17 protein-coding genes and 1 tRNA gene are annotated in these 21,009 nt (G+C 64.0%); 10 read left to right on the top strand and 8 right to left on the bottom strand.

From position 1 onward, the window contains the following. Positions 1-8 precede the first annotated feature (8 nt). Positions 9-1,772, top strand: a complete 1,764-nt coding sequence (locus tag F3J43_RS16625; protein WP_166888779.1) for an ABC transporter transmembrane domain-containing protein — start codon at positions 9-11, stop codon at positions 1,770-1,772. A gap of 203 nt (positions 1,773-1,975) precedes the next feature. Then, positions 1,976-3,592 carry a methyl-accepting chemotaxis protein gene (locus F3J43_RS16630; protein WP_166888782.1) on the top strand — a complete coding sequence of 539 codons (1,617 nt, stop codon included), beginning with the start codon at positions 1,976-1,978 and terminating at the stop codon, positions 3,590-3,592. Between the two features lie 107 nt (positions 3,593-3,699). On the opposite strand, the gene F3J43_RS16635 is transcribed toward F3J43_RS16630, so the two are convergent. Together F3J43_RS16635 and F3J43_RS16640 are read right to left on the bottom strand one after the other, a co-directional pair. Then, positions 3,700-3,776 (bottom strand) — tRNA-Pro (locus F3J43_RS16635). Positions 3,777-3,856: 80 nt separating this feature from the next. Continuing rightward, positions 3,857-4,078, bottom strand: coding sequence for a YgdI/YgdR family lipoprotein (locus F3J43_RS16640; RefSeq protein WP_166888784.1), 222 nt, complete (start codon positions 4,076-4,078; stop codon positions 3,857-3,859). A gap of 178 nt (positions 4,079-4,256) precedes the next feature. Here F3J43_RS16640 and moaB point away from each other — a divergent pair, with 178 nt between their 5' ends. Next, positions 4,257-4,796 carry a molybdenum cofactor biosynthesis protein B gene (moaB, locus tag F3J43_RS16645; RefSeq protein ID WP_166888787.1) on the top strand — a complete coding sequence of 180 codons (540 nt, stop codon included), beginning with the start codon at positions 4,257-4,259 and terminating at the stop codon, positions 4,794-4,796. After that, positions 4,780-6,006, top strand: a complete 1,227-nt coding sequence (locus tag F3J43_RS16650; RefSeq protein WP_166888790.1) for a molybdopterin molybdotransferase MoeA — start codon at positions 4,780-4,782, stop codon at positions 6,004-6,006. Before moaB ends, F3J43_RS16650 begins: the two co-directional genes overlap by 17 nt. A 75-nt stretch (positions 6,007-6,081) precedes the next feature. Here F3J43_RS16650 and F3J43_RS16655 read toward each other — a convergent pair whose 3' ends face one another. Beyond that, complete coding sequence (locus F3J43_RS16655; protein WP_166888793.1) at positions 6,082-7,536, bottom strand: mannose-1-phosphate guanylyltransferase/mannose-6-phosphate isomerase; 1,455 nt, start codon at positions 7,534-7,536, stop codon at positions 6,082-6,084. A 264-nt stretch (positions 7,537-7,800) separates the two neighbouring features. Between F3J43_RS16655 and yegS the strand changes: the two genes are divergently transcribed. Further along, positions 7,801-8,688 (top strand): lipid kinase YegS, encoded by an 888-nt coding sequence (gene yegS, locus F3J43_RS16660; protein ID WP_166888797.1) that lies wholly within the window; start codon positions 7,801-7,803, stop codon positions 8,686-8,688. On the opposite strand, the gene F3J43_RS16665 is transcribed toward yegS, so the two are convergent. From F3J43_RS16665 to F3J43_RS16675, 3 genes are all read right to left on the bottom strand, one after another. Next, positions 8,672-9,325: a response regulator gene (locus F3J43_RS16665; RefSeq protein WP_166888800.1), complete on the bottom strand. Its 654-nt coding sequence runs from the start codon at positions 9,323-9,325 to the stop codon at positions 8,672-8,674. The genes yegS and F3J43_RS16665 overlap by 17 nt on opposite strands. Further along, positions 9,315-10,211 carry a sensor histidine kinase gene (locus F3J43_RS16670; RefSeq protein WP_166888802.1) on the bottom strand — a complete coding sequence of 299 codons (897 nt, stop codon included), beginning with the start codon at positions 10,209-10,211 and terminating at the stop codon, positions 9,315-9,317. The genes F3J43_RS16665 and F3J43_RS16670 overlap by 11 nt, the downstream gene beginning before the upstream one ends. Positions 10,212-10,582: 371 nt before the next feature. Beyond that, positions 10,583-11,086 (bottom strand): histidine kinase, encoded by a 504-nt coding sequence (locus tag F3J43_RS16675; RefSeq protein WP_166888806.1) that lies wholly within the window; start codon positions 11,084-11,086, stop codon positions 10,583-10,585. A gap of 354 nt (positions 11,087-11,440) precedes the next feature. Here F3J43_RS16675 and F3J43_RS16680 point away from each other — a divergent pair, with 354 nt between their 5' ends. Both F3J43_RS16680 and F3J43_RS16685 read left to right on the top strand, forming a co-directional pair. Continuing rightward, the gene (locus F3J43_RS16680; protein ID WP_166888809.1) at positions 11,441-12,376 is read left to right on the top strand and encodes a chemotaxis protein CheV; all 936 of its coding nucleotides are present in this window, start codon (positions 11,441-11,443) and stop codon (positions 12,374-12,376) included. 51 nt (positions 12,377-12,427) lie between these two features. Further along, positions 12,428-13,231: an MOSC domain-containing protein gene (locus F3J43_RS16685; RefSeq protein ID WP_166888812.1), complete on the top strand. Its 804-nt coding sequence runs from the start codon at positions 12,428-12,430 to the stop codon at positions 13,229-13,231. A gap of 64 nt (positions 13,232-13,295) precedes the next feature. Here the strand turns inward: F3J43_RS16685 and F3J43_RS16690 are convergent, their stop codons facing one another. Next, complete coding sequence (locus F3J43_RS16690) at positions 13,296-15,224, bottom strand: transglycosylase SLT domain-containing protein (RefSeq protein ID WP_166888816.1); 1,929 nt, start codon at positions 15,222-15,224, stop codon at positions 13,296-13,298. Between the two features lie 221 nt (positions 15,225-15,445). Here F3J43_RS16690 and F3J43_RS16695 point away from each other — a divergent pair, with 221 nt between their 5' ends. Continuing rightward, positions 15,446-17,377, top strand: coding sequence for an ATP-binding cassette domain-containing protein (locus F3J43_RS16695; RefSeq protein WP_166888819.1), 1,932 nt, complete (start codon positions 15,446-15,448; stop codon positions 17,375-17,377). 74 nt (positions 17,378-17,451) lie between these two features. Here the strand turns inward: F3J43_RS16695 and F3J43_RS16700 are convergent, their stop codons facing one another. Further along, positions 17,452-17,895: a universal stress protein gene (locus F3J43_RS16700; RefSeq protein ID WP_166888822.1), complete on the bottom strand. Its 444-nt coding sequence runs from the start codon at positions 17,893-17,895 to the stop codon at positions 17,452-17,454. A gap of 108 nt (positions 17,896-18,003) precedes the next feature. On the opposite strand from F3J43_RS16700, the gene F3J43_RS16705 reads away from it, so the two are divergent. Continuing rightward, on the top strand, positions 18,004-18,441 hold the full coding sequence (locus F3J43_RS16705) for a hypothetical protein (protein WP_166888825.1): 438 nt from the start codon (positions 18,004-18,006) through the stop codon (positions 18,439-18,441). Between the two features lie 406 nt (positions 18,442-18,847). After that, the gene (gene fadB, locus F3J43_RS16710) at positions 18,848-20,995 is read left to right on the top strand and encodes a fatty acid oxidation complex subunit alpha FadB (RefSeq protein WP_166888828.1); all 2,148 of its coding nucleotides are present in this window, start codon (positions 18,848-18,850) and stop codon (positions 20,993-20,995) included. The last annotated feature ends 14 nt before the right edge of the window (positions 20,996-21,009 follow it).

The following is a 21,009-nucleotide window of genomic DNA, read 5'->3' on the forward strand; positions in this document are numbered from 1 at the left end:
GATCCGCCATGCCAGACGCCATTTCCTCCCGCCAGCGCAGGGCCTTGCACCTGGGCTGGCGGTTCATTCGCCCCTACCGCCGCCAGGCATTGCTGGCCTTGCTGGCGCTGGTGGTGACTGCGGCCATCACCCTGTCCATGGGCCAGGGTATCCGCCTGCTGGTCGACCAGGGCTTCATGACCCGTTCGCCGCACCAGCTCAACCAGACCATCGGCCTGTTCCTGCTGCTGGTGGTGGCGCTGGCGGTGGGTACCTTCGCCCGCTTTTACCTGGTGTCATGGATTGGCGAACGCTGCGTCGCCGATATCCGTCGTGCGGTGTTCGACCATCTGGTGGCGTTGCACCCAGGTTTTTTCGAGGACAACCGCAGTTCGGAGATCCAGTCGCGGCTGACCGCCGACACGACATTGTTGCAATCGGTGATCGGCTCGTCGTTGTCGATGTTCCTGCGCAATGCGCTGATGGTGCTTGGCGGTGTGGTGTTGCTGTTCGTCACCAACCCTAAGCTCACCAGTATCGTGGTCCTGGCGTTGCCATTGGTGCTGGCGCCGATCCTGCTGTTTGGTCGTCGTGTGCGCAGTCTGTCGCGTCAGAGCCAGGACCGGGTCGCCGACGTCGGCAGTTATGTCGCCGAGACCCTTGGCCAGATCAAGACCGTGCAGGCCTACAACCATGAGGGCTACGATCGGGCGCTGTTCGCCGGCACCGTCGAGGCCGCGTTCGACGTGGCGCGCCGGCGTATTGCCCAGCGGGCCTGGTTGATCACCCTGGTGATCGTGCTCGTGCTGGGCGCGGTAGGAGTGATGCTCTGGGTCGGCGGCATGGACGTGATCGCCGGACGCATCTCGGGGGGAGAGCTGGCGGCGTTCGTGTTCTACAGCCTGATCGTCGGCAGCGCCTTCGGCACCCTCAGCGAAGTGATCGGCGAACTGCAGCGCGCAGCAGGGGCGGCCGAGCGCATCGCCGAACTGCTGGCGGCGCAGAGCGCGATCCAGGTGCCTGCTCAGCCAGCCGGCCTGGTTGGCGGTCGTGCCCAGGGCGACATCGTGCTGCGCGATGTGCGCTTCGCCTACCCATCACGCCCTGGCGTGGCCGCGATCGATGGCCTGAACCTGCACATCCAGCCGGGCCAGACGGTGGCCCTGGTCGGGCCGTCCGGTGCAGGCAAGTCGACTCTGTTCGATCTGTTGCTGCGCTTCTACGAGCCGCAGGCGGGCAGCATCCTCCTCGATGGCCGGCCGATCGCCGCGCTGGCGCCCGCCGAACTGCGCCGCCAGTTCGCCCTGGTGGCGCAGCAGCCGGCGTTGTTTCGCGGTACCGTGGAGGCCAACATTCGCTATGGACGGCCCGAGGCCAGTCTGGTCGAGGTCGAGGCGGCGGCGCGCAGCGCCCATGCCCACGAATTCATCACGCAATTGCCGCAGGGTTACCAGACACGCCTGGGGGAGGGTGGTGTCGGGCTGTCGGGTGGCCAGCGCCAACGCCTGGCGATTGCCCGGGCGTTGCTGGTGGATGCGCCGGTGCTGTTGCTGGACGAGGCTACCAGCGCGCTCGACGCGCAGAGCGAGCACCTGATCCAGCAGGCCCTGCCACAGTTGATGGCTGGGCGCACCACGCTGGTGATCGCCCATCGCCTGGCCACCGTGCAGCACGCCGATCGCATCGCGGTGATCGATAACGGCCGACTGACGGCGGTGGGCAGCCATCGACAACTGATCGAGGAAAGCCCACTCTACGCGCGCCTGGCGGCGCTGCAGTTCACTCAGGGGTAAGGCTGTAGCGTTTTTGTAACATTTCTGTAGCAATTGCCTGAGACTATCCCCCTCAGTTGTCGCGTAAGTGCTCTATCTGGCTGCTATCGAGCGATGGCAGCTTTTTTTTGGCAGTTTTTCTGGCCAGCGAACGAGGACAAGGATGTCTTTGCCGGCGCTGCTCGTACGCGCCGTATTCCCACCTCCTTGTTCCGAGATCCGCAATGTTGCGCAAATCCCTCAGAGTGCAAATCCTCACCCTGCTTGGCGGCAGCCTGGCGGCGATGCTGCTGATCGCCCTGGTGTGCTTCCAGTTCCTGTCCTCCAGCGTGCGCGGCTATGCCGAGTTGGTCGACGGGCCGCTGCGCGCCTCGCAACTGATCGACGAGGCCAACCTGCAGTTCAAGATCCAGGTGCAGGAATGGAAGAACGTGCTGCTGCGCGGCCGCCAGCCAGCCGAACTGGACAAGTACTGGCAGCAGTTCCAGGCTCGCGAGCAACAGGTGCAGCAATTGCTCGGGCAGTTGATCGACAGCAGCGCCCCGGCGCTCAGGGCGCCTCTGGAGCAACTCAAGGCCAGCCACCGCGAGCTTGGCGTGGCCTATGCGCAAGGTCGCCAGGCCTTCCTCGCGGCCGGTGGCGACCCGGTGGCGGGCGATGCCGCGGTCAAGGGCGTGGATCGTGCCGCCAGCGAGCAGATGAGCGCGCTGGTCGAGCAGTTGCGCGCCGACGCCAAGGGGCGTGCGGTCGACATCAGTGCCAGCGCCGAGCGCACGGTGTGGCTGGGAGTGCTGGTGATGCTGGCCTCGGCTGTGCTGGTGGGCCTGTTCAGTCTGTGGCTGGTCAATCGCAGCCTGGTCGAGCCGATCCGCCAGTTGATCGACTACGTGGCCCAGCTCAGCCAGGGCCGCTTCGGCGCTCGGGTGGACAGTCGCCGCGAGGATGAACTGGGGCGTCTGGCGCTGGCCGCCAACACCCTGCGAGACTTTCTCGCCGACACCGTTGGCCGGCTCAAGGACAACGCCGAGGAGCTGGAAAGCGCCAGTGGCCAGTTGCGCAGCATCGCCGGCGACATGGCCAGCGGCACCCATGACCAGTTCCAGCGCACCGACCAGGTCGCCACCGCGATGCACGAGATGTCCGCCACCGCCCAGGAAGTGGCGCGCCATGCCGCCGATGCCGCGCGCGCGGCGGACGAGGCCGACCACAGTGCCCAGGCGGGCGAGCAGGTAATGCAGCAGACCATCGACACCATCGCCGTGGTCAATCGCGAGATTGCCGGTACGGCCGCAGTGATTCGTGACCTGGAGAACGACAGCACGCGTATCGGCAAGGTGCTCGAGGTGATCCGCGGCATCGCCGAGCAGACCAATCTGCTGGCGCTCAACGCCGCCATCGAGGCAGCGCGTGCCGGCGAGGCCGGACGTGGTTTCGCGGTGGTCGCCGACGAAGTTCGCAGCCTGGCCCAGCGCACCGCGGCGTCGATCGCCGAAATCCATCAGATCATCGAGGCCGTGCAGTTCGGTGCGGTGGAGGCGGTCAAGGCCATCGAAAGCGGCCGGCAGCGCAGCGAGGAGGGCGCCGAGCAGGTTCAGCAGGCGGGCCAGATGCTGCAACGCATCACCAATGCGGTCGAGGCGATTCGCGACATGAACCGACAGATCGCCACGGCGGCGGAAGAACAGACCAGTGTCGCCGAGGACATTTCCCGCAACCTGGTCGAGATTACCCGTATCGCCACCGCCAACCAGCAGGCAGTGCAGCATACCGAGCAAGCCGGGCAGCGCCTGCATGGGCTGTCGGGGCAACTGGGTGAAGTGACCTCGCGCTTGAGCGCCTGAGCCTGCTTCACAGGTTGTTGCGCCAGCGGGTTTGGACTGCTGGCGCGGCTCCTGTGCTTTTCCATAGGCAACAAAAAACCCGCACAAGGCGGGTTTTTCGAAGGATCTGGTCGGAGAGACAGGATTCGAACCTGCGGCCTTCTCGTCCCGAACGAGACGCGCTACCTGGCTGCGCTACACTCCGATGTCCAAAATCCTACTGCATCACTCTTTGCTTCGCAACCCCTTGTTGCAAAAAGGAGTTATGGCGAAAACGGGACAGGATCACAGCTCCTTGACGGTGCGGATCTGGTCCTTGTTGATGCGGGTGCGCTTGCCGTCAAGCTGCTCGAATTCATAGAAGCCGGAGTCGTCGTCGTACTTCGGGGTATCCACCGCCTGGATCTCGCGGCCATCGTTGAGGGTGATGACGGTCGGCGAGGCACAGCCGGCAAGGGCGCCGAGGCCCAGGGCAAGCAGGAAGGCGGGAAGGGTCCGTTGAATCATCGTGTTTCTCCAGTGCGATAGTGCTAGAAGTCATTAAGACGCAGCGCGTCCACGCAAGTTCCTTGCACAGTGCAGCATAGCGACCATGGCCGGGCATTGACCCGGAACAATGGCGCGGTCGTGGCGGTTTGGCCTGTGATATAACAACGCCCATTCTCCATCCCTGTGACCGGACTCCATGAAAGCCAAGGCTGATACCCCGTTCGTGCCCCTGAGCATCGCCGTGCTCACGGTCAGCGACACCCGCACCCTCGACACAGACACCTCCGGCCAATTGTTCGTCGACCGCCTGGCGGCGGCAGGCCACCAGCTTGCCGCGCGAGTGCTGCTCAAGGACGACCTGTACAAGATCCGCGCCCAGGTCGCGACCTGGATCGCCGACGACCAGGTGCAAGTGGTGCTCATCACCGGCGGCACCGGTTTCACCGGCCGCGACAGCACCCCGGAGGCCGTGGCCTGCCTGCTCGACAAGCAGGTCGATGGTTTCGGCGAATTGTTCCGGCAGATCTCGGTGGCCGACATCGGCACCTCCACCATACAGTCCCGTGCGCTGGCTGGCCTGGCCAACGGTACTCTGGTGTGCTGCCTGCCTGGGTCGACCAATGCCGTGCGCACTGGCTGGGACGGCATTCTTGCCGAGCAGCTCGATGCCCGTCATCGGCCCTGCAACTTCGTCCCTCACCTGAAGCAGGTCGCGGCCTGTGACAGCCGTGGTTGAGGCCGTTCCATCCCGGCCATTGATGCCGGTGGAAGAGGCGCTCGAGCGCTTGCTGGCGTTGGCTGACGCCGCGCCGATCACACAGACGGAAACCGTCGAGTTGGCGGATGCCGAGGGCCGGGTTCTGGCTCGCGCCTTGGTGGCTGGCCTCGACCTGCCACCTTGGCCGAACAGCGCCATGGACGGTTACGCGCTATGCCTGGCCGACTGGCAGGACGAGCCGCTGCCGGTGAGCCAGCGCATCTTTGCCGGGCATGCGCCCGAGCCTCTGCAGCCCGGAACCTGCGCGCGGATCTTCACCGGCGCGCCATTGCCCGAGGGGGCCGACTGCGTGGAAATGCAGGAGAACACCGAGGTGCTGGCGGACGGTCGGGTGCGGTTCCTCGAGCCGTTGGCCATTGACCGGAATGTGCGTCCGAAAGGGCAGGAAACCCGGGTTGGCGAGCAGGTGATGAGCGCCGGTACGCGGTTGGGGCCGATTGAGCTGGGGTTGGCCGCAACCCTGGGTTTCGCCCGTCTGGATGTGGTACGTCGGCCACGGGTGGCGGTGCTGTCGACTGGCGATGAACTGGTCGAGCCAGGTTTGCCGCTGGGGCCGGGGCAGATCTACAACAGCAACCGGCGGTTGCTGGTCAGCTGGTTGCAGCGTCTGGGCTGCGAAGTGAAGGATGTCGGCATCCTCGCCGACGACCTGGCGCTCACTCGGCAGTGCCTGGCGGGGCTGGGCGATGTCGACTTGATCCTGTCCACTGGCGGGGTTTCGGTCGGTGAGGCCGATTACCTGGGCATGGCGTTGCGCGAAGCCGGCGAACTGGCGTTGTGGAAGCTGGCAATCAAACCGGGCAAACCGTTGACCTTTGGCCATTACCAGGGGGTTCCGGTGATCGGCTTGCCGGGCAATCCGGCTTCGACGCTGGTTACGTTCGGCCTGCTGACCCGTCCGTACTTGTTGCGCCGCCAAGGCGTGGCCGACGTCACGCCGCTGCGTTTCAGCGTGCCGGCAGGTTTTGACTGGCCCAAGCCGGGTACTCGCCGCGAATACCTGCGTGCGCGTCTCGAGGAAGGGCGGGTGCGGATCTACAAGAACCAGAGCTCCGGCGTGCTGCGTAGCGCGGCCTGGGCCGAAGGGGTGGTTGAGGTCCTCGAGGGCAGCACGCCGTGCCAGGGCGAACTGGTGTCGTTCATTCCCTTCAGCGAACTACTTGGTTAGCCACCCGCATTTCACGAGCACCCGGTGAAACACCGAGCTTCATCGGGCGCGGGTGCTCGTGAGGTCCTGGGGTAGTCAGCCGATGGCTGCGGAGGGGACGCGCCCGTAGATATCGGTAAATCGCACGATGTCGTCCTCGCCCAGGTACTCGCCGCTCTGCACCTCGATCATGACCAGGTCGATGACGCCGGGGTTGGTCAGGCGATGGCTGCGCCCAGGCTTGATGAAGGTCGACTCGTTGGTATCGAGCAGAAATTCCTCCTCGCCGTTGGTCACGCAGGCCATGCCGCTGACCACGATCCAGTGTTCGCTGCGGTGATGGTGCATCTGCAGCGACAGCGATTCACCCGGGCGCACCATGATCCGCTTGATCTTGAACCGCGGGCCCTCCTCGAGCACGGTGTACAGCCCCCAGGGGCGGGTCACCGTGCGGTGCAGGCGATAGGCATCGTGGCCCTGCTGCTTGAGCTGCTGGGCGATCACCTTGACCTCTTGGCTGCGCGCGGCATCGGCGATCAGCAGGGCGTCGGGGGTGTCGATGACGATCAGGTTGTCCAGGCCGACGGCGCCCACCAGCCTGCGGGGTGAGTCGATGTAGCAGTTGCTCACGTCGTGCAGCACAGCCTCGCCGTTGCAGTGGTTGCCCTGGGCGTCGGTGGGGCGCAGTTCGCGCACCGCTTCCCAGCAGCCGATATCGCTCCAGCCGAGGTCGCAAGGCACCACCGCCACCCGCGAAGAGTGTTCCATCAGGGCGTAGTCGATGGAAATGTCGGGTGCCTGCCCGAAGCTGTCGGCAGCGAGTTCCACCTGGCGCTCGCCGCTGCCCATTTTCACTGGGCTTCGAGCCAGGCACTGGCTGGCGCATTCGAGTACTTCAGGGGCGTGTTCGCGCAGTTCGTCGAGCAGGGAGCCGACGCGCAGGCAGAACATGCCGGCGTTCCACAAGTGGTGGCCGCTTTCCAGGTAGCGTTCGGCGTGGGCGGCATCCGGTTTTTCGACGAAGCGCGCGACCTTGTGGCCACCTGCGTCGATGGGTTGGCCTTGTTCGATGTAGCCAAAGCCCGTTTCGGCGCGGGTCGGACGCAGGCCAAAGGTGGTCAGCCAGCCCTGCGCGGCAAGTAGCTGGGCCTGCTCGACGGCGTCGGCGAAGGCGGGCAGGTCATTGACCAGGTGGTCGGCGGGCAGCACCAGCAGCAGGCAGTCCTCGCCGTGCTCGCGGGCGCAGTCCAGCGCGGCGATGGCGATGGCTGGCGCGGTGTTGCGGCCGACGGGCTCGAGCAGGAAGTCGAGGGCGAGCCGCTGCTGGTTGAGCTGGCGGTACTCGTCCTGAGTGCGGAAGAACAGATCGCGGTTGGTCACTGTGAGTACCCGTTCGACGCCGGGGAGGCTGCTGGCGCGGCTGAAGGTCTTCTGCAACAGGCTCTGGCCATCGGGCAGGCGCATGAAGGGCTTGGGCATGGCCTCGCGGGAAACCGGCCACAGCCGGGTGCCGGCGCCGCCAGCGATGATGCAGGGGATCAGAGTGCTCATGGTCACAACCTCGGGTCAGGCGCTGTGGGCAGCGCGATGAGAAGAAATCACGACCTGTCAGGCATCTGGCAGCAAAAAAGTCAAAAAACCGACTTTCATGAGCGGCATCGTCCGTGAAGGCCAAATAATTGTCGGATGATGCACCTGTCGATACGGCCTTTCAATGATATTTGTATGAAGTGCGCCAATTTGGTGTGGGCTATGGAGCATTTCAGGTGTCGGCATGGTCGAGATGGCGACGAGCCATTTCCAGAGGAAGCCACGATGGACGAACGCAAGGCGCTGTTGATCTTGCATGGCAAGCAGGCCACCAACGACGAGGTACGGGCCGCAGTGGGGCGCCTGCGTGAGCGTGGCTGGACCCTGGACGTACGTTTGACCTGGGAGGCGGGGGACGCCCGGCGTCTGGTCGGCGAGGCATTGGCTGCCGGCTATCGCAAGATAGTGGCGGGCGGTGGCGACGGCACGTTGCGCGATGTCGCCGAGGCCTTGGTCCTGGCGGATGGCCAGGCCAGCCTGGCGCTGTTGCCGCTGGGGACTGCCAACGACTTCGCCAGGGCCGCGGTAGTGCCGCTGGAGCCAGATGCGGCCCTGGCGTTGCTGGAGCAGCCCGCGCAAGCCATCGATCTTGGGCGGGTGGGGAAACAGTTGTTTCTCAACATGGCGACCGGTGGCTTCGGCAGCCAGGTCACGGCCAACACCTCCGAGGACTTGAAAAAGGTCCTGGGCGCCGCTGCCTACCTGTTCACGGGGCTGTCACGCTTCAGCGAACTGCAGGCGGCCACGGTGGAACTGCATGGGCCTGGCTTCAGCTGGCAAGGCGAATTGCTGGCGCTGGGGATCGGCAACGGCCGGCAGGCCGGTGGTGGACATGCACTGTGCCCTCAGGCGAAGGTCGATGACGGCTTGCTGGACATTGGTATCCTGCCGGCACCTCAGGAGGTGGGCGGGACCTTGCGTGGGCTGCTGGCAGGGGAGGAGCTGATGGTTCGCGCCCGCCTGCCCTGGGTCGAGATCAAGAGCGCTCAGGGACTGGACATCAACCTCGATGGTGAGCCCTTGCAGGCCGACAGCCTGCGCTTCGAGGCGCTGCCTCGGGCCTTGCGCGTGCATTTGCCGGGCGACTCGCCGCTGCTCAGTCGTCCAGGCTGATGATCTTCTCGCGCACGGCGAACAGTACCAGTCCGGCCACATCGTAGATCTGCAGGCGTTTCATGATCTGCGAGCGATGGGTCTCCACGGTCTTGATCGACAGGCCCAGGCCGCTGGCAATTTCCCGGGTCGATTTGCCGCGCACGATCAGCCGCAGGATCTCCAGTTGGCGCGCGGTCAGGTTGTGGCGCTCGTCGCCCAGCCTGCTCTGGGCACGCAACAGTGCCTGGTTGATCACGGTGTGGGCGATTGCCGGGCTCAGGTAACGTTCGTGGTTGCTCAGGGCCACCAGGGCCTGCTCCAGCTCGCTGGCAGTGGTGTCCTTGAGCAGGTAGCCATGGGCACCGCTTTCCAGGGCGCGCATGATCAGCTCCGGGTCGGTGTGCATGGACAGGATCAGCACCTTGCAGGTGCAACCGTTTGCGCGCAGTTGCGTCAGTGCATCCAGGCCGCTGGTGGTGCGCATCGAGATGTCCAGCAGGACGATGTCCGGCGCCAGGCGCTGGACGTGCTCCAGCAGTTGGCTGCCATCTTCGGCTTCGCCGACCACGGTGTAGCCGGGAATGTCCGCTATCAATGCCCTCACGCCGGCACGGATCAGGGAATGGTCATCCACCAGCAGCAATCTACAGGTCATCGGAAGAAGGGGTCCTGGCGCGTTCCTGGCTGCGTGGCGGCCAAGGGAACAAAGCGTTGATCTGGGTACCTTGGCCGGGCTGGCTGGTAATGGTCAGGCTGCCTTGCAGCGCGGTGGCGCGCTCGAGCATGCCGGCCATGCCACGTTGACCGGCATAGGCGGGATCCTGGGCAGGCACGAAGCCACAGCCATCGTCGTGGATCGACAGGGCCAGGCCTGCCGGCGTGCGCTGCAGGCGGATCACCAGGTTGTGCGCCTGGGCATGGCGCAGCATGTTGGTGACGGCCTCCTGGGTGATGCGGAAGGCAGCCATGGCGACTTCGTCGCTGATGCCGCCCAGGCGCTGTTGGCACTCCAGGCTCCAGTGCACGTCGCTGCTTTCCAGGGTGCGCAGCAGGTGCGCGCGCAGGCTGGCCTCGAGGCCCAGGCTGGCCAGCTGTCGCGGATTGAGAATGGCGGACACGTCGCGCACGTTGCTCAAGGTGTGGTCCAGGGTGCTGCGCAGGGTACTGCAGTGGGTCTGCAGTTCAGTGGGGACGCGGCGCTGCAGCCAATCGACCTGGAGCTTGGCGGCGGTCAGCAGTTGACCGATATCGTCGTGCAGTTCGCGGCTAAGGCGCTGGCGTTCGCTTTCCTGGACCTTGAGCATGCGGTCGGCCAACTCCGCTGGGCGCAGGCTGATGGAGCGCGCCCAGTGGCGCAGGTGCCAGCCCACCCCGAGCATGGCCACCAGTTGCAACAGCAGCAGGCTGGCAGAGAGTGGCTGGGTCTGCAGATAGGCCGCCAGGTTGGCCGCCAGCGAGGCCACGCACAACAGCGTGGTTGCCCAGCGGAGCAAGGCTGCGCGGGAGTGGCAACGCTGGAACATCTTCAAGCGTGGAAGCATAGATAGGGAGGCCACTGAATTATTGCTGTTGGAGGCATTGCACATGTCTAACCAGAGCTGTTGGCGTCCCGCCTTGATCAAAGTCGGAGTACGCGTCCAATGGCCAATACCCACGTTGCGCAAGTTGGAATGTGCGCATGTTAACACTTTGGGCGGCGTTGGTCGCGGGGGGGTAAGTGCTTGAGGCCTCGAATTTTAAGGGCTGCTGCGGTGCTGTCGAGTGAATTCTGGACTAGCTGAGTGCCACTATCCGAGAAGGTGCCGAACCGCAACTGCAACTAGCGAAGAACCCTCGGTAAACATCTGGAAAAACTTGTCGGTACTTTGCAAGTTCAACCAGGATTCGGCTTAGTTGCCACTCGAATGTTCCGTTAGTGTTCGCGTCCTGGTGCCACCACATTGTTCGGCAAGCTGTTGTGGGGATGGATGCAGTAGGTCCCGGCCCCCTCGCAGGGCGCGCACAGCTGGGTGGCTGGTTGCCCGAGTGCGCCGGCCAGGTCACTCAGCAACTGGTGTTGCTCTTCGTTGTCGAGGTTCAGGCGTCCGGTCCTTGGGTCGACCAGTTCCAGTTGCCAGGCCAGCAGCGTCAGGCAGGCCTCTAGCGCGCTCAGTGCCTCGCCTTGCAGGCGACGCTGGCTGCAGGCGGGCGCCAGCAATTGCTGCAAGGTGCGGGTGTAGTGAGCCACTTCGACCAGGCCCAGCGCATCGGCGCGGCGGGCGAGAGTGTCGAGGGTATCGTTCAGGCAGAGACAGGCGTCCGGGTCATTGCTGATCAGTTCCAGGTGCTGTGTACACTCCTGGGACTTGGTCAGCAGGACCTGCGCATCGAGCAGGAAGTCCTGCAATGCGCTGTTGTGCAGTGGCGCGCTATCCATCATGCCGCTCCAGCGCGAAGGGCTGGAGCAGGGGTTGGCCACACCAATACGATCGCTAGCAAAAGCCTGACTCCGTTCATGCATTGAGAATGGCGTCACATTAATGGCTAATGGATATTGCGAACATCAGGTTGCACCCGATTGCCACTAGGGGTTTCCCTGATGGGGATTCAAACGGGTGATACGTATGGCGGGGTGCCGAGGGCAGGATGTGCCAGCAGTAAACCATGATGGTAAAGTGATATCAATCACCCGCAACAGCTTTTTCCATCAGGGGTCAAGCTGGGCGATCGGCCGCCGATACAAGACGGATACGATCACTTTTTCCCGACTCAAGCCAGGGGGCTTTCGACAATGGCCGGCATTCTCGACACGGTAGACCAACGCACGCAATTGGTAGGTGAGAACCGCCTGGAAATTCTCATGTTCCGCCTGGCTGGCCGCCAGTTGTTCGCCATCAACGTGTTCAAGGTCCAGGAGGTGCTGCAACTGCCCAAGCTGACCTTGATGCCGCAACGTCACACCTTCGTCTGCGGCGTGGTCAACCTGCGTGGCCAGACCCTGCCGGTGATCGACCTGTCCCAGGCGATTGGCATGCGCCCACTGCAGCCGGGGCCGGACAGCACCATCATCGTCACCGAGTACAACCGCTCGGTGCAGGCGTTCCTGGTTGGGGGCGTCGATCGCATCGTCAACATGAACTGGGAAGCCATCATGCCGCCGCCGACCAGTGCCGGCCGTCAACACTACCTGACCGCGATCACCAAGGTCGATGAAAAGCTGGTGGAAATCATCGATGTGGAGAAGGTCCTGGCAGAGATCGTGCCCTACAGCGCCAAGGTTTCCCGCGACAAGCTCGAGGACCCTGTCCTGGCGCGTGCCCGTGGTCGCGAGGTGCTGCTGGTGGATGATTCCAGCGTGGCTCTGGCACAGTTGCGCGATACCTTGTCGCAACTGGGGGTCAAGCTCCATGTGGCCAGCGATGGTCTCAAGGCCTTGCGCCTGCTCAAGGGCTGGGCCGATGCTGGCGAAAACGTCTGCGAGAAGCTGCTGATGATCTTCACCGATGCGGAAATGCCCGAGATGGATGGCTACCGCTTGACCACCGAGATTCGCAACGACCCGCGCCTGCGTGGTCTTTACGTGGTGTTGCACACCTCGTTGTCGGGCAGTTTCAACGAATCGATGGTGAAAAAGGTCGGCTGCGACAACTTCCTCTCCAAATTCCAGCCCGATCGCCTGGTGGATGTGGTGCGCCAGCGTCTGTCCCTGGATCACGCCTCGGCATGACCGCGCGCCCGGTATAAGCTTGGCTTTTCCATTGGCTCAAGGCGGGCAAGGATGTATCTCAGTGCGTTGTACCGTTATCCGGTGAAATCGGCGCGGGCCCAGCCGTTGCAGGCGTCTGCAGTGGGTAACCTGGGTCTGGCGGGAGATCGGCGATGGATGGTGGTGGAGGAGGAGAATGGCCGCTTCCTCACCCAGCGCGCCTGGCCGTTGCTCGGGCAGATCGCTGCCGCTGAAGGTGCGGCGGGCCAGTTGATCCTCGAGGCGCCGGGACTGGCGCCGCTGGAGGTTGCCGTGCCTGTGGCGGATGAGGGCTTGCGCGGTGTCACGATCTGGCGCGACACGTTGCGCGTGCCTGATGCCGGTGATGCCGCAGCAGCCTGGCTGAGCGGTCTGCTCGGCAAGGCGGTGCGGCTGGTGCATTGTCCCGAGCCGCGTGCCCGCTACCTGCCCAGTGGCTATGGCCTGAACAGCGACCGTGCGGCGTTTCCCGATGGTTTCCCGTTGCTGCTGATCGGCCAGGCGTCACTGGATGAGCTGAGCAGGCGGGTCGGGCGACCGATGGAAATGCTGCGCTTTCGGCCGAACCTGGTGGTCGAGGGGGCCGAGGCGTTCGCCGAAGACCGCTGGAAGCGCATCCGCATCGGCGAGATGACCTTCCGGGTGCTCAAGCCCAGTGTGCGTTGCATCTTCACCACCCTTGATCCGGCCACCGGTGAGCGCAGCCCGGACCGGGAGCCGCTGACCACCCTCAAGCGCTTCCGCGAGCGGGAAGGGGATGTCTTGTTTGGGCAGAACCTGGCGGTGGATGGCGTGGGTGAACTGAAGGTCGGGATGACGGTTGAGGTGCTGGAATGAATAGCGGGACAAGCTCGCTCCCACGTTGATTGCATGGGGTGGGCTTGTCCCGCGAGGGCGTTGCTTACATGTCGTCGAAGTAGCGCTCGTGCCAATCCACCAGCGGCTGTGGTGCATTGAGCTTCTGCCCGTAGATCACCGAGTACGACAGCACGTTCTGCACGTACTGGCGTGTCTCGTCGAACGGAATGGATTCGACCCAGACGTCGAAGCTCAGGTGCTTGGCACCCTTGAGCCACTGGCGCACACGGCCGGGGCCGGCGTTGTAGGCTGCCGAGGCGAGCACCCGGTTGCCGTTGAACTGGCTGTGCACCTGGCTCAGGTAGGCGGCACCGAGCTGGATGTTCTTGTCCGGATTGAGTACCTGGGCCGGGGAGGCCAGCGGGATGCTGAACTTGCGCGCGGTTTCCTTGGCGGTGGCCGGCATCAACTGCATCAGGCCACTGGCGCCGACACTGGAGCGAGCGTCCTCCATGAAGGCGCTTTCCTGGCGGGTGATGGCGAATACCCAGCTCGAATGCAGGCCGCGGACCTTGGCTTCGCGTACCAGGGTGTCGCGATGGGCCATGGGGAAGCGAATGTCCAGGTCGTCCCAGTATTGGGCCTGGCTGATGGTGCGGATGGCCGGGAAGTACCAGCGCATGTCATAGGCCAGGCGGGCCTGGGCGACCATCTCGTCACGGTTGAAGTGGCGGCTGACGTGGTACCACTCGCGTCGCCCTTCGACGATCTGTCCGCGGGCGTGGAACTCCAGGGCGCGGCGCACGCCTGGCGTATTGCGGACCTTGTTGATCACCGCCTGGCTCAGCGCCAGGGGCTTGTTGTTCAACTGGTAGGGCGTCTGTGCTCGGTCGGCGGCGAGGAAACCGTAGAAGTCGCGCTCGCGGGCGACCGTCTTGTACAGCAGCGGAATTTGCGGGTTGTTCGGTTGGGCCAGCTCCAGGCTGCGTGCTTGCCAGTACTTCCAGCGGTTGCTGCTGGCCAGGTCCTGGGGCAGTCGCTTGCTCAGTTCGTAGGCGTCTTCCCAGCGGCCCAGGCGTAATAGCAGGCGCATGCGCCACTCACTGACGGTGTTGTCACGCAGCTCGGGGTCGTAGCGGGTCATCAGGTCGAGGGCCCGCGGATCGTAGCGACGGGCCAGGGTCAGGCCGATCTCGCGGGCGATGGCGACTTTCTCGTCGCGCGAGAAGTGCATGCGTTGCGCGTAGTCGTCGAGCAGAGCCATGGCCTGGTCGGGGTTCTGGCGGGCCAGGCGGCGCAGGCCAAGGCTGACCACGTCGGCCATGGCTTCGTTGGCCGGGGTGAAGCGTGAGGGCTGGTTGAGCAGCTCCGGCTTCTGTGCCACGTCGATCAGCAGCTTGCCCTGGGGTGCGAGGGTGGTGAGGGACTTGGCCAGTTGGTTGGCCAGGCCATAGTTGCGCGCCTGGGCGGCGAGCTTGGTGCGCTCCCAGCGCTTGGCCTCGGTCAGTTGGCCCTCGGCCGCCCAGAGGGCGAACAAGGTGTCGCAGGCCGCTGGTTGCGACTTGCCGACGCTCCACAGTTTGTTCGCGGTCGCGAAGCCTTCGGCGCGCAGGCCGTGGGTGAGCTGGTACTGGCCGTTGAGGCAATCCAGTTCGGCGAAGTTCAGCTTGGCGTCGTAATACTTGACGAAGGTATTCCACTCGCCGCGTTCGGCCAGCCAGCGTAGCCAGCGCAATTTCATCCAGTTGGCCTGGGGCAGGTCGCCGTGGGCGGCGAGAAAGCCCTCGATCTCCTCGTTGCTGGCGCTCTTCAGGCGGGCGGTCAGCTCGTCGTAGGCGAGGTAGGGCGTCAGGGGGTAGTCGCGCAGCGCTTGCGCATATTGCAGGTACGGGCCTTTGTCGCCCTTGGCGAGGGCGCGTTTGGCCTCGTCGTAGTACTGGCGCTGCTGGGTGATGTCGATGGCCTGTGCGGCGCTCGCGGCAGTGGCGGTGAGCAGCAGGCAGGAAGCAAGTTGTAACAGGCGGCTGCGCATGATACGTCCGGGCAGTTGAACCAAGGAGAGTGACGGCGGAGCCAGCACTGTTCGGGTAATACTGCCTAGCTTAGCTGTTTGCCGGGGAGCGGTGAAAGCACTGTGCTTGTATCGAGTTGTAATGCGTGCTGGCGGTCGGGCCGTGTATTGCCGGGTGCGTCGGGCAGATGCCGTGGCGGGTCAACTCAGGTAGAATGCGCGCCCGGTTTTTGGAGATGATCATGACCCTGCTCAAATTCAGCGATGTGTCCCTCGCGTTCGGCGCCATGCCGCTGCTGGACAAGGTTTCCTGGCAGATCGCCCGTGGCGAGCGGGTGTGCATCATCGGTCGCAACGGCACGGGCAAGTCGAGCATGCTGCGCCTGGTCAAGGGCGAGCAGAAGCCTGACGACGGCGAGATCTGGCGCGCGCCAGGGCTGAAGATCGGTGAGCTGCCGCAGGAACTGCCGGTGGCCGACGAGCGCAGCGTGTTCGATGTGGTCGCCGCGGGCCTGGACGGTGTCGGCGAGCTGTTGGCGCAGTACCACCACCTGAGCCAGAACATCCACGGCGACGACGACCTGGAAAAGCTGATGCATGTCCAGCACGAGCTCGAGGCCCGTGATGGCTGGCGCCTGCAGCAGGTGGTGGAAAGCACCCTGAGCCGCCTGCAGTTGCCGGCCGACAAGACCCTCGCCGAGCTCTCCGGTGGCTGGCGCCGGCGTGTGCTGCTGGCCCAGGCGCTGGTGTCCGAGCCCGATCTGCTGTTGCTTGACGAGCCGACCAACCACCTGGACATCGGCGCGATCGCCTGGCTGGAAGAGGCCCTGAACGGTTTCAACGGCGCGGTGCTGTTCATTACCCACGACCGTTCCTTCCTGCAGAACCTGGCCACGCGCATTCTCGAACTGGACCGTGGCGGCCTGATCGATTGGAACGGCGACTACGCCAGCTTCCTGGTGCACAAGGAGGCCGAACTGGCCGCCGAGGCCACTGCCAACGCGCTGTTCGACAAGCGTCTGGCCCAGGAGGAAGTGTGGATTCGCCAGGGTATCAAGGCCCGTCGTACCCGCAACGAAGGCCGCGTGCGTGCGCTCAAGGCGCTGCGCGTGGAGCGCGGCGAACGTCGTGAACGCCAGGGCAAGGCCAATATCCAGATCGAAGTGGCGGACAAGTCCGGCAAGCAGGTGATGGTGCTCGAGAACGTCAGCTTCGCCCACAAGGACGGCCCGAAGCTGGTCAAGGACTTCTCCATGGTGCTGCAACGTGAGGACCGTATCGGTCTGCTTGGCGCCAACGGTACCGGCAAGACCACCTTGCTCAAGCTGATGCTCGGCGACCTGGAGCCGAGCGAGGGCAAGGTCGAGCGCGGCACCAAGCTGGAAGTTGCCTACTTCGACCAGATGCGCCACCAGCTCGAGCTGGAAAAGACCGTCATCGACAACCTCGCCGAAGGCCGCGACTTCATCGAGATCGATGGTCAGAACCGCCATGTGCTCAGCTACCTCGGCGATTTCCTGTTCAGCCCCCAGCGTGCCCGTACTCCGGTCAAGGCGCTGTCGGGTGGCGAGCGGGCGCGTCTGCTGCTGGCCAAGCTGTTCAGCAAACCGGCCAACCTGCTGGTGCTGGACGAACCGACCAACGACCTGGACGTGGAGACCCTCGAGCTGCTCGAGGAAGTCTTGTCGAACTACAAAGGCACGGTGCTGATGGTCAGCCACGACCGGGCCTTCCTCGACAACGTCGTGACCAGCACCCTGGTGTTCGAGGGGGAAGGGCGTGTGCGCGAGTACGTCGGCGGTTATGAGGACTGGATCCGCCAGGGTGGTTCGCCGAAGCTGCTGGGTGTGACCGAGAGCAAGGGTGGCAAGTCCGAGCTCAACAGTGCCGTCGTGGAAAAAACAGCAGAGGCGACGGCCCCGGTACCGGCTGCCGCTGCAGTGGCTGATGCCAGCAAGAAGAAGCTCAGCTACAAGCTGCAGCGCGAGCTGGAGGCGCTGCCTGGGCGGATCGATGCCTTGGAGCGGCAAATGGCCGAGGTGCAGGAGGAGGTCGGTGGCTCAGGCTTCTACCAGCGCCCTATCGCTGAAACCTCGGCGGTGCTGGCCAAGCTGGAGAAGCTGCAGGGCGAGCTGGACGTGCTGGTGGAGCGCTGGGCCGAACTGGAGGGGTGAAGCCATCGCGAGGCAAGCCCGCTCCTGCAAGGTCGCTCACGACCTGTGGGGGGGCTTGCCCCGCGATGGAAGTATCACTCGGGCTTTTTCAGCAGTCGCACCGCCAGAACGTCACACGGCGCGCCGTGCAGCACGTCGTTGGCTGTGGAGCCGAGCAGCAGCGCCAGGCCGTGTCGGCCATGGCTGCCGACCACGATCAGGTCGCAGTGCTGGTCCTTGGCCAACTGGTGGATTTCCTGGCGTGGCTGGCCATAGACCAGGTGCGAATCGCCCTTCTTGATGTCCGGGTACTTGTTGAACAGGCGCTCCATGCGTTCCTTGGCCTGATCGAACTGTTGCTGCTGCAGCTGCGAAAGGTCCATCGGCACGTCGCCGCCGAAGGCCATGGCCATGGGTTCGACGATATGCACCAGGGAAACCTTGGCGCCAGTGGGTTCGGCGAGCTTCATGGCACGCTTGATCACTGGGTCGCATTCTTCGGTCAGGTCGACGGCGACCAGAAGATGTTCATAGGACATGTGCAGTACTCCTGACAATCGCGATAGTAGAAGTATGGTCGCTTTCGGGCGGGGCATCGGAACACTGAGTAACCCGCTCATTTGCAACGCTTTATAAGGTCTACAGATATGACGGTATGGCTAGTGGTGTCAATCCTTGCGGTGATGCTCAGCCCGCTTGCCTGGCTGCGCCAGTCGCGCAAGCAGAGCCAGCAGATGACGCTGCGGATGGAGGGACGGCGCATCGGATTGGCCATGCAGTTGGCGCCGCAGCAGTGGCCGCACTGGCTGGAAAAAGAGCCGCCTAGCCCATGCCCGCAGTACTATCGAGCGCGTCGCAAGGGGCGTGAGGATAGCTGGTGCTACTGGCAGATCACTCCGGGCGTGTGGTGGAACCAGTGGCGTGAGCCTTGCGTTGATGCGCGCCTGGCCGAGGTCTTCGCGCGGCTGCCCGAGAGCGTCTACAAGGTCGAGGCCGACAGCCGGATGATCGCCTTGTACTGGGGGGAGCGTGGCGGCAGTTCTGTTTTACAGGATATTGCCCAGGCCCTTGATACCCTCGCCTGAATCTATCCTGTTACGACAGCGGGGCGCCCGGAGCACGGCTTCGGGCGCCCCGCTGTCGTTATGGCGTGTGTAAAAAACACGGGCTTTTACCCTTCGGCATGGTCTATCGCTGACATGAATGATCGGCAATCACTGTCATCATGTTTCGCTCCCAGTGGCTGCAGAATGACTGGAAAGTCGCGTTTTCGTGGAGCTCGTGAGCATTTGACAACGCCGATCTTTTCGGAGAATGTGTGCATACCCAAATCAAACGGGCGTATGAATTGAGCGTTTGTATGTCAGACGGCTCTTACAGAATCCCGATTAGCGCGCCGACGGGTGTGCCTGGGGAGGAGGCCGGAACCACCGGCTCTTTCGCCAGCGATCGGCGTGTACAGTTCAGCTTCCATATCGTGGAGATCAGTTGATGATTTACGAAGGTAAAGCCATCACGGTTAAGGCTCTTGAAAGCGGCATCGTCGAACTGAAGTTCGACCTCAAGGGTGAGTCCGTCAACAAGTTCAACCGCCTCACCCTGAACGAACTGCGCCAGGCCGTGGAGGCCATCAAGGCCGACGCCTCGGTCAAGGGCGTGATCGTCAGCAGTGGCAAGGACGTGTTCATCGTCGGCGCCGACATCACCGAATTCGTCGACAACTTCAAGCTGCCCGAGGCCGAACTGGTCGCCGGCAACCTGGAAGCCAACCGCATTTTCAATGCCTTCGAAGATCTGCAGGTGCCGACCGTGGCTGCCATCAATGGCATCGCCCTGGGCGGCGGCCTGGAGATGTGCCTGGCCGCCGACTACCGGATCATGGCCAGTGGCGCCAAGATCGGCCTGCCGGAAGTCAAGCTGGGCATCTACCCAGGTTTCGGCGGCACCGTGCGCCTGCCGCGGCTGATCGGCTCGGACAACGCTATCGAGTGGATTGCCTCCGGCAAGGAAAACCGCGCCGAGGACGCGCTGAAGGTCGGTGCCGTGGACGCAGTGGTCGCCCCCGAGCTGCTGCTGACTGGCGCCCTGGACCTGATCAAGCGCGCCATTTCCGGCGAGCTGGACTACAAGGCCAAGCGCCAGCCGAAGCTGGAGAAGCTCAAGCTCAACGCCATCGAGCAGATGATGGCCTTCGAGACCGCCAAGGGCTTCGTTGCTGGCCAGGCCGGCCCGAACTACCCGGCCCCGGTCGAAGCCATCAAGACCATTCAGAAAGCCGCCAACTTCGGTCGTGACAAGGCCCTGGAAGTTGAGGCTGCCGGCTTCGCCAAGCTGGCCCGGACCTCGGTCGCCGAGTGCCTGATCGGTCTGTTCCTCAATGACCAGGAGCTCAAGCGCAAGGCCAAGGCCCATGACGAGATCGCTCGCGACGTCAAGCAGGCCGCCGTGCTCGGTGCCGGCATCATGGGTGGCGGTATCGCCTACCAGTCGGCGGTCAAGGGTACTCCGATCCTGATGAAGGACATCCGCGAGGAAGCCATCCAGTTGGGCCTGAACGAGGCTTCCAAGCTGCTCGGCAATCGCGTCGAGAAAGGCCGCCTGACCCCGGCCAAGATGGCCGAGGCGCTCAACGCCATTCGTCCGACCCTGTCCTACGGTGATTTCGGCAACGTCGACATCGTCGTCGAAGCCGTGGTCGAGAACCCGAAGGTCAAGCAGGCGGTGCTGGCGGATGTCGAGAGCCAGGTGAAGGAGGACGCGATCCTCGCTTCCAATACCTCGACCATCTCCATCAACCTGCTGGCCAAGGCGCTCAAGCGTCCCGAGAATTTCGTCGGCATGCACTTCTTCAACCCGGTGCACATGATGCCGCTGGTGGAAGTGATCCGTGGCGAGAAGTCCAGCGAAGTGGCGGTCGCCACCACCGTGGCTTATGCCAAGAAAATGGGCAAGAACCCGATCGTGGTCAATGACTGCCCCGGCTTCCTGGTCAACCGTGTGCTGTTCCCGTACTTCGGCGGTTTCGCCAAGCTGGTCAGCGCTGGCGTCGACTTCGTGCGCATCGACAAGGTCATGGAGAAGTTCGGCTGGCCCATGGGCCCGGCCTACCTGATGGACGTGGTCGGCATCGACACCGGCCACCACGGTCGCGACGTGATGGCCGAGGGCTTCCCGGACCGCATGAAGGACGATCGCCGCTCCGCCATCGACGCTCTGTACGAGGCCAACCGCCTGGGCCAGAAGAATGGCAAGGGCTTCTACGCCTACGAGACCGACAAGCGCGGCAAGCCGAAGAAGGTCGCCGACGCCAGCGTGCTCGAGGTGCTCAAGCCAATCGTCTTCGAGCAGCGTGAAGTCAGCGACGAAGACATCGTCAACTGGATGATGATCCCGTTGTGCCTGGAGACCGTGCGTTGCCTGGAAGACGGCATCGTTGAAACCGCCGCCGAAGCCGACATGGGCCTGGTCTACGGCATCGGTTTCCCTCCCTTCCGCGGTGGCGCGCTGCGCTACATCGATTCGATCGGGGTCGCCGAGTTCGTCGCGCTGGCCGACAAGTACGCCGACCTGGGGCCGCTGTACCACCCCACTGCGAAGCTGCGCGAAATGGCCAAGACCGGCCAGCGCTTCTTCAACTGAGCGCCCAACGAGCT

The sequence above is a fragment of the Pantoea sp. Cy-639 genome (genome assembly GCF_011752525.1).
Taxonomy (GTDB): Bacteria; Pseudomonadota; Gammaproteobacteria; order Pseudomonadales; family Pseudomonadaceae; genus Aquipseudomonas.

Excerpts from the sequence above, each read along its gene's own strand:
- F3J43_RS16670 (WP_166888802.1), bottom strand. The coding sequence starts at position 10,211 with ATGCTTCCACGCTTGAAGATGTTCCAGCGTTGCCACTCCCGCGCAGCC.
- F3J43_RS16675 (WP_166888806.1), bottom strand. The coding sequence starts at position 11,086 with ATGGATAGCGCGCCACTGCACAACAGCGCATTGCAGGACTTCCTGCTC.
- F3J43_RS16640 (WP_166888784.1), bottom strand. The coding sequence starts at position 4,078 with ATGATTCAACGGACCCTTCCCGCCTTCCTGCTTGCCCTGGGCCTCGGC.
- F3J43_RS16690 (WP_166888816.1), bottom strand. The coding sequence starts at position 15,224 with ATGCGCAGCCGCCTGTTACAACTTGCTTCCTGCCTGCTGCTCACCGCC.
- F3J43_RS16705 (WP_166888825.1), top strand. The coding sequence starts at position 18,004 with ATGACGGTATGGCTAGTGGTGTCAATCCTTGCGGTGATGCTCAGCCCG.
- F3J43_RS16665 (WP_166888800.1), bottom strand. The coding sequence starts at position 9,325 with ATGACCTGTAGATTGCTGCTGGTGGATGACCATTCCCTGATCCGTGCC.
- yegS (WP_166888797.1), top strand. The coding sequence starts at position 7,801 with ATGGACGAACGCAAGGCGCTGTTGATCTTGCATGGCAAGCAGGCCACC.
- F3J43_RS16625 (WP_166888779.1), top strand. The coding sequence starts at position 9 with ATGCCAGACGCCATTTCCTCCCGCCAGCGCAGGGCCTTGCACCTGGGC.
- F3J43_RS16700 (WP_166888822.1), bottom strand. The coding sequence starts at position 17,895 with ATGTCCTATGAACATCTTCTGGTCGCCGTCGACCTGACCGAAGAATGC.
- fadB (WP_166888828.1), top strand. The coding sequence starts at position 18,848 with ATGATTTACGAAGGTAAAGCCATCACGGTTAAGGCTCTTGAAAGCGGC.
- F3J43_RS16655 (WP_166888793.1), bottom strand. The coding sequence starts at position 7,536 with ATGAGCACTCTGATCCCCTGCATCATCGCTGGCGGCGCCGGCACCCGG.
- F3J43_RS16695 (WP_166888819.1), top strand. The coding sequence starts at position 15,446 with ATGACCCTGCTCAAATTCAGCGATGTGTCCCTCGCGTTCGGCGCCATG.
- F3J43_RS16630 (WP_166888782.1), top strand. The coding sequence starts at position 1,976 with ATGTTGCGCAAATCCCTCAGAGTGCAAATCCTCACCCTGCTTGGCGGC.
- F3J43_RS16680 (WP_166888809.1), top strand. The coding sequence starts at position 11,441 with ATGGCCGGCATTCTCGACACGGTAGACCAACGCACGCAATTGGTAGGT.
- F3J43_RS16685 (WP_166888812.1), top strand. The coding sequence starts at position 12,428 with ATGTATCTCAGTGCGTTGTACCGTTATCCGGTGAAATCGGCGCGGGCC.
- moaB (WP_166888787.1), top strand. The coding sequence starts at position 4,257 with ATGAAAGCCAAGGCTGATACCCCGTTCGTGCCCCTGAGCATCGCCGTG.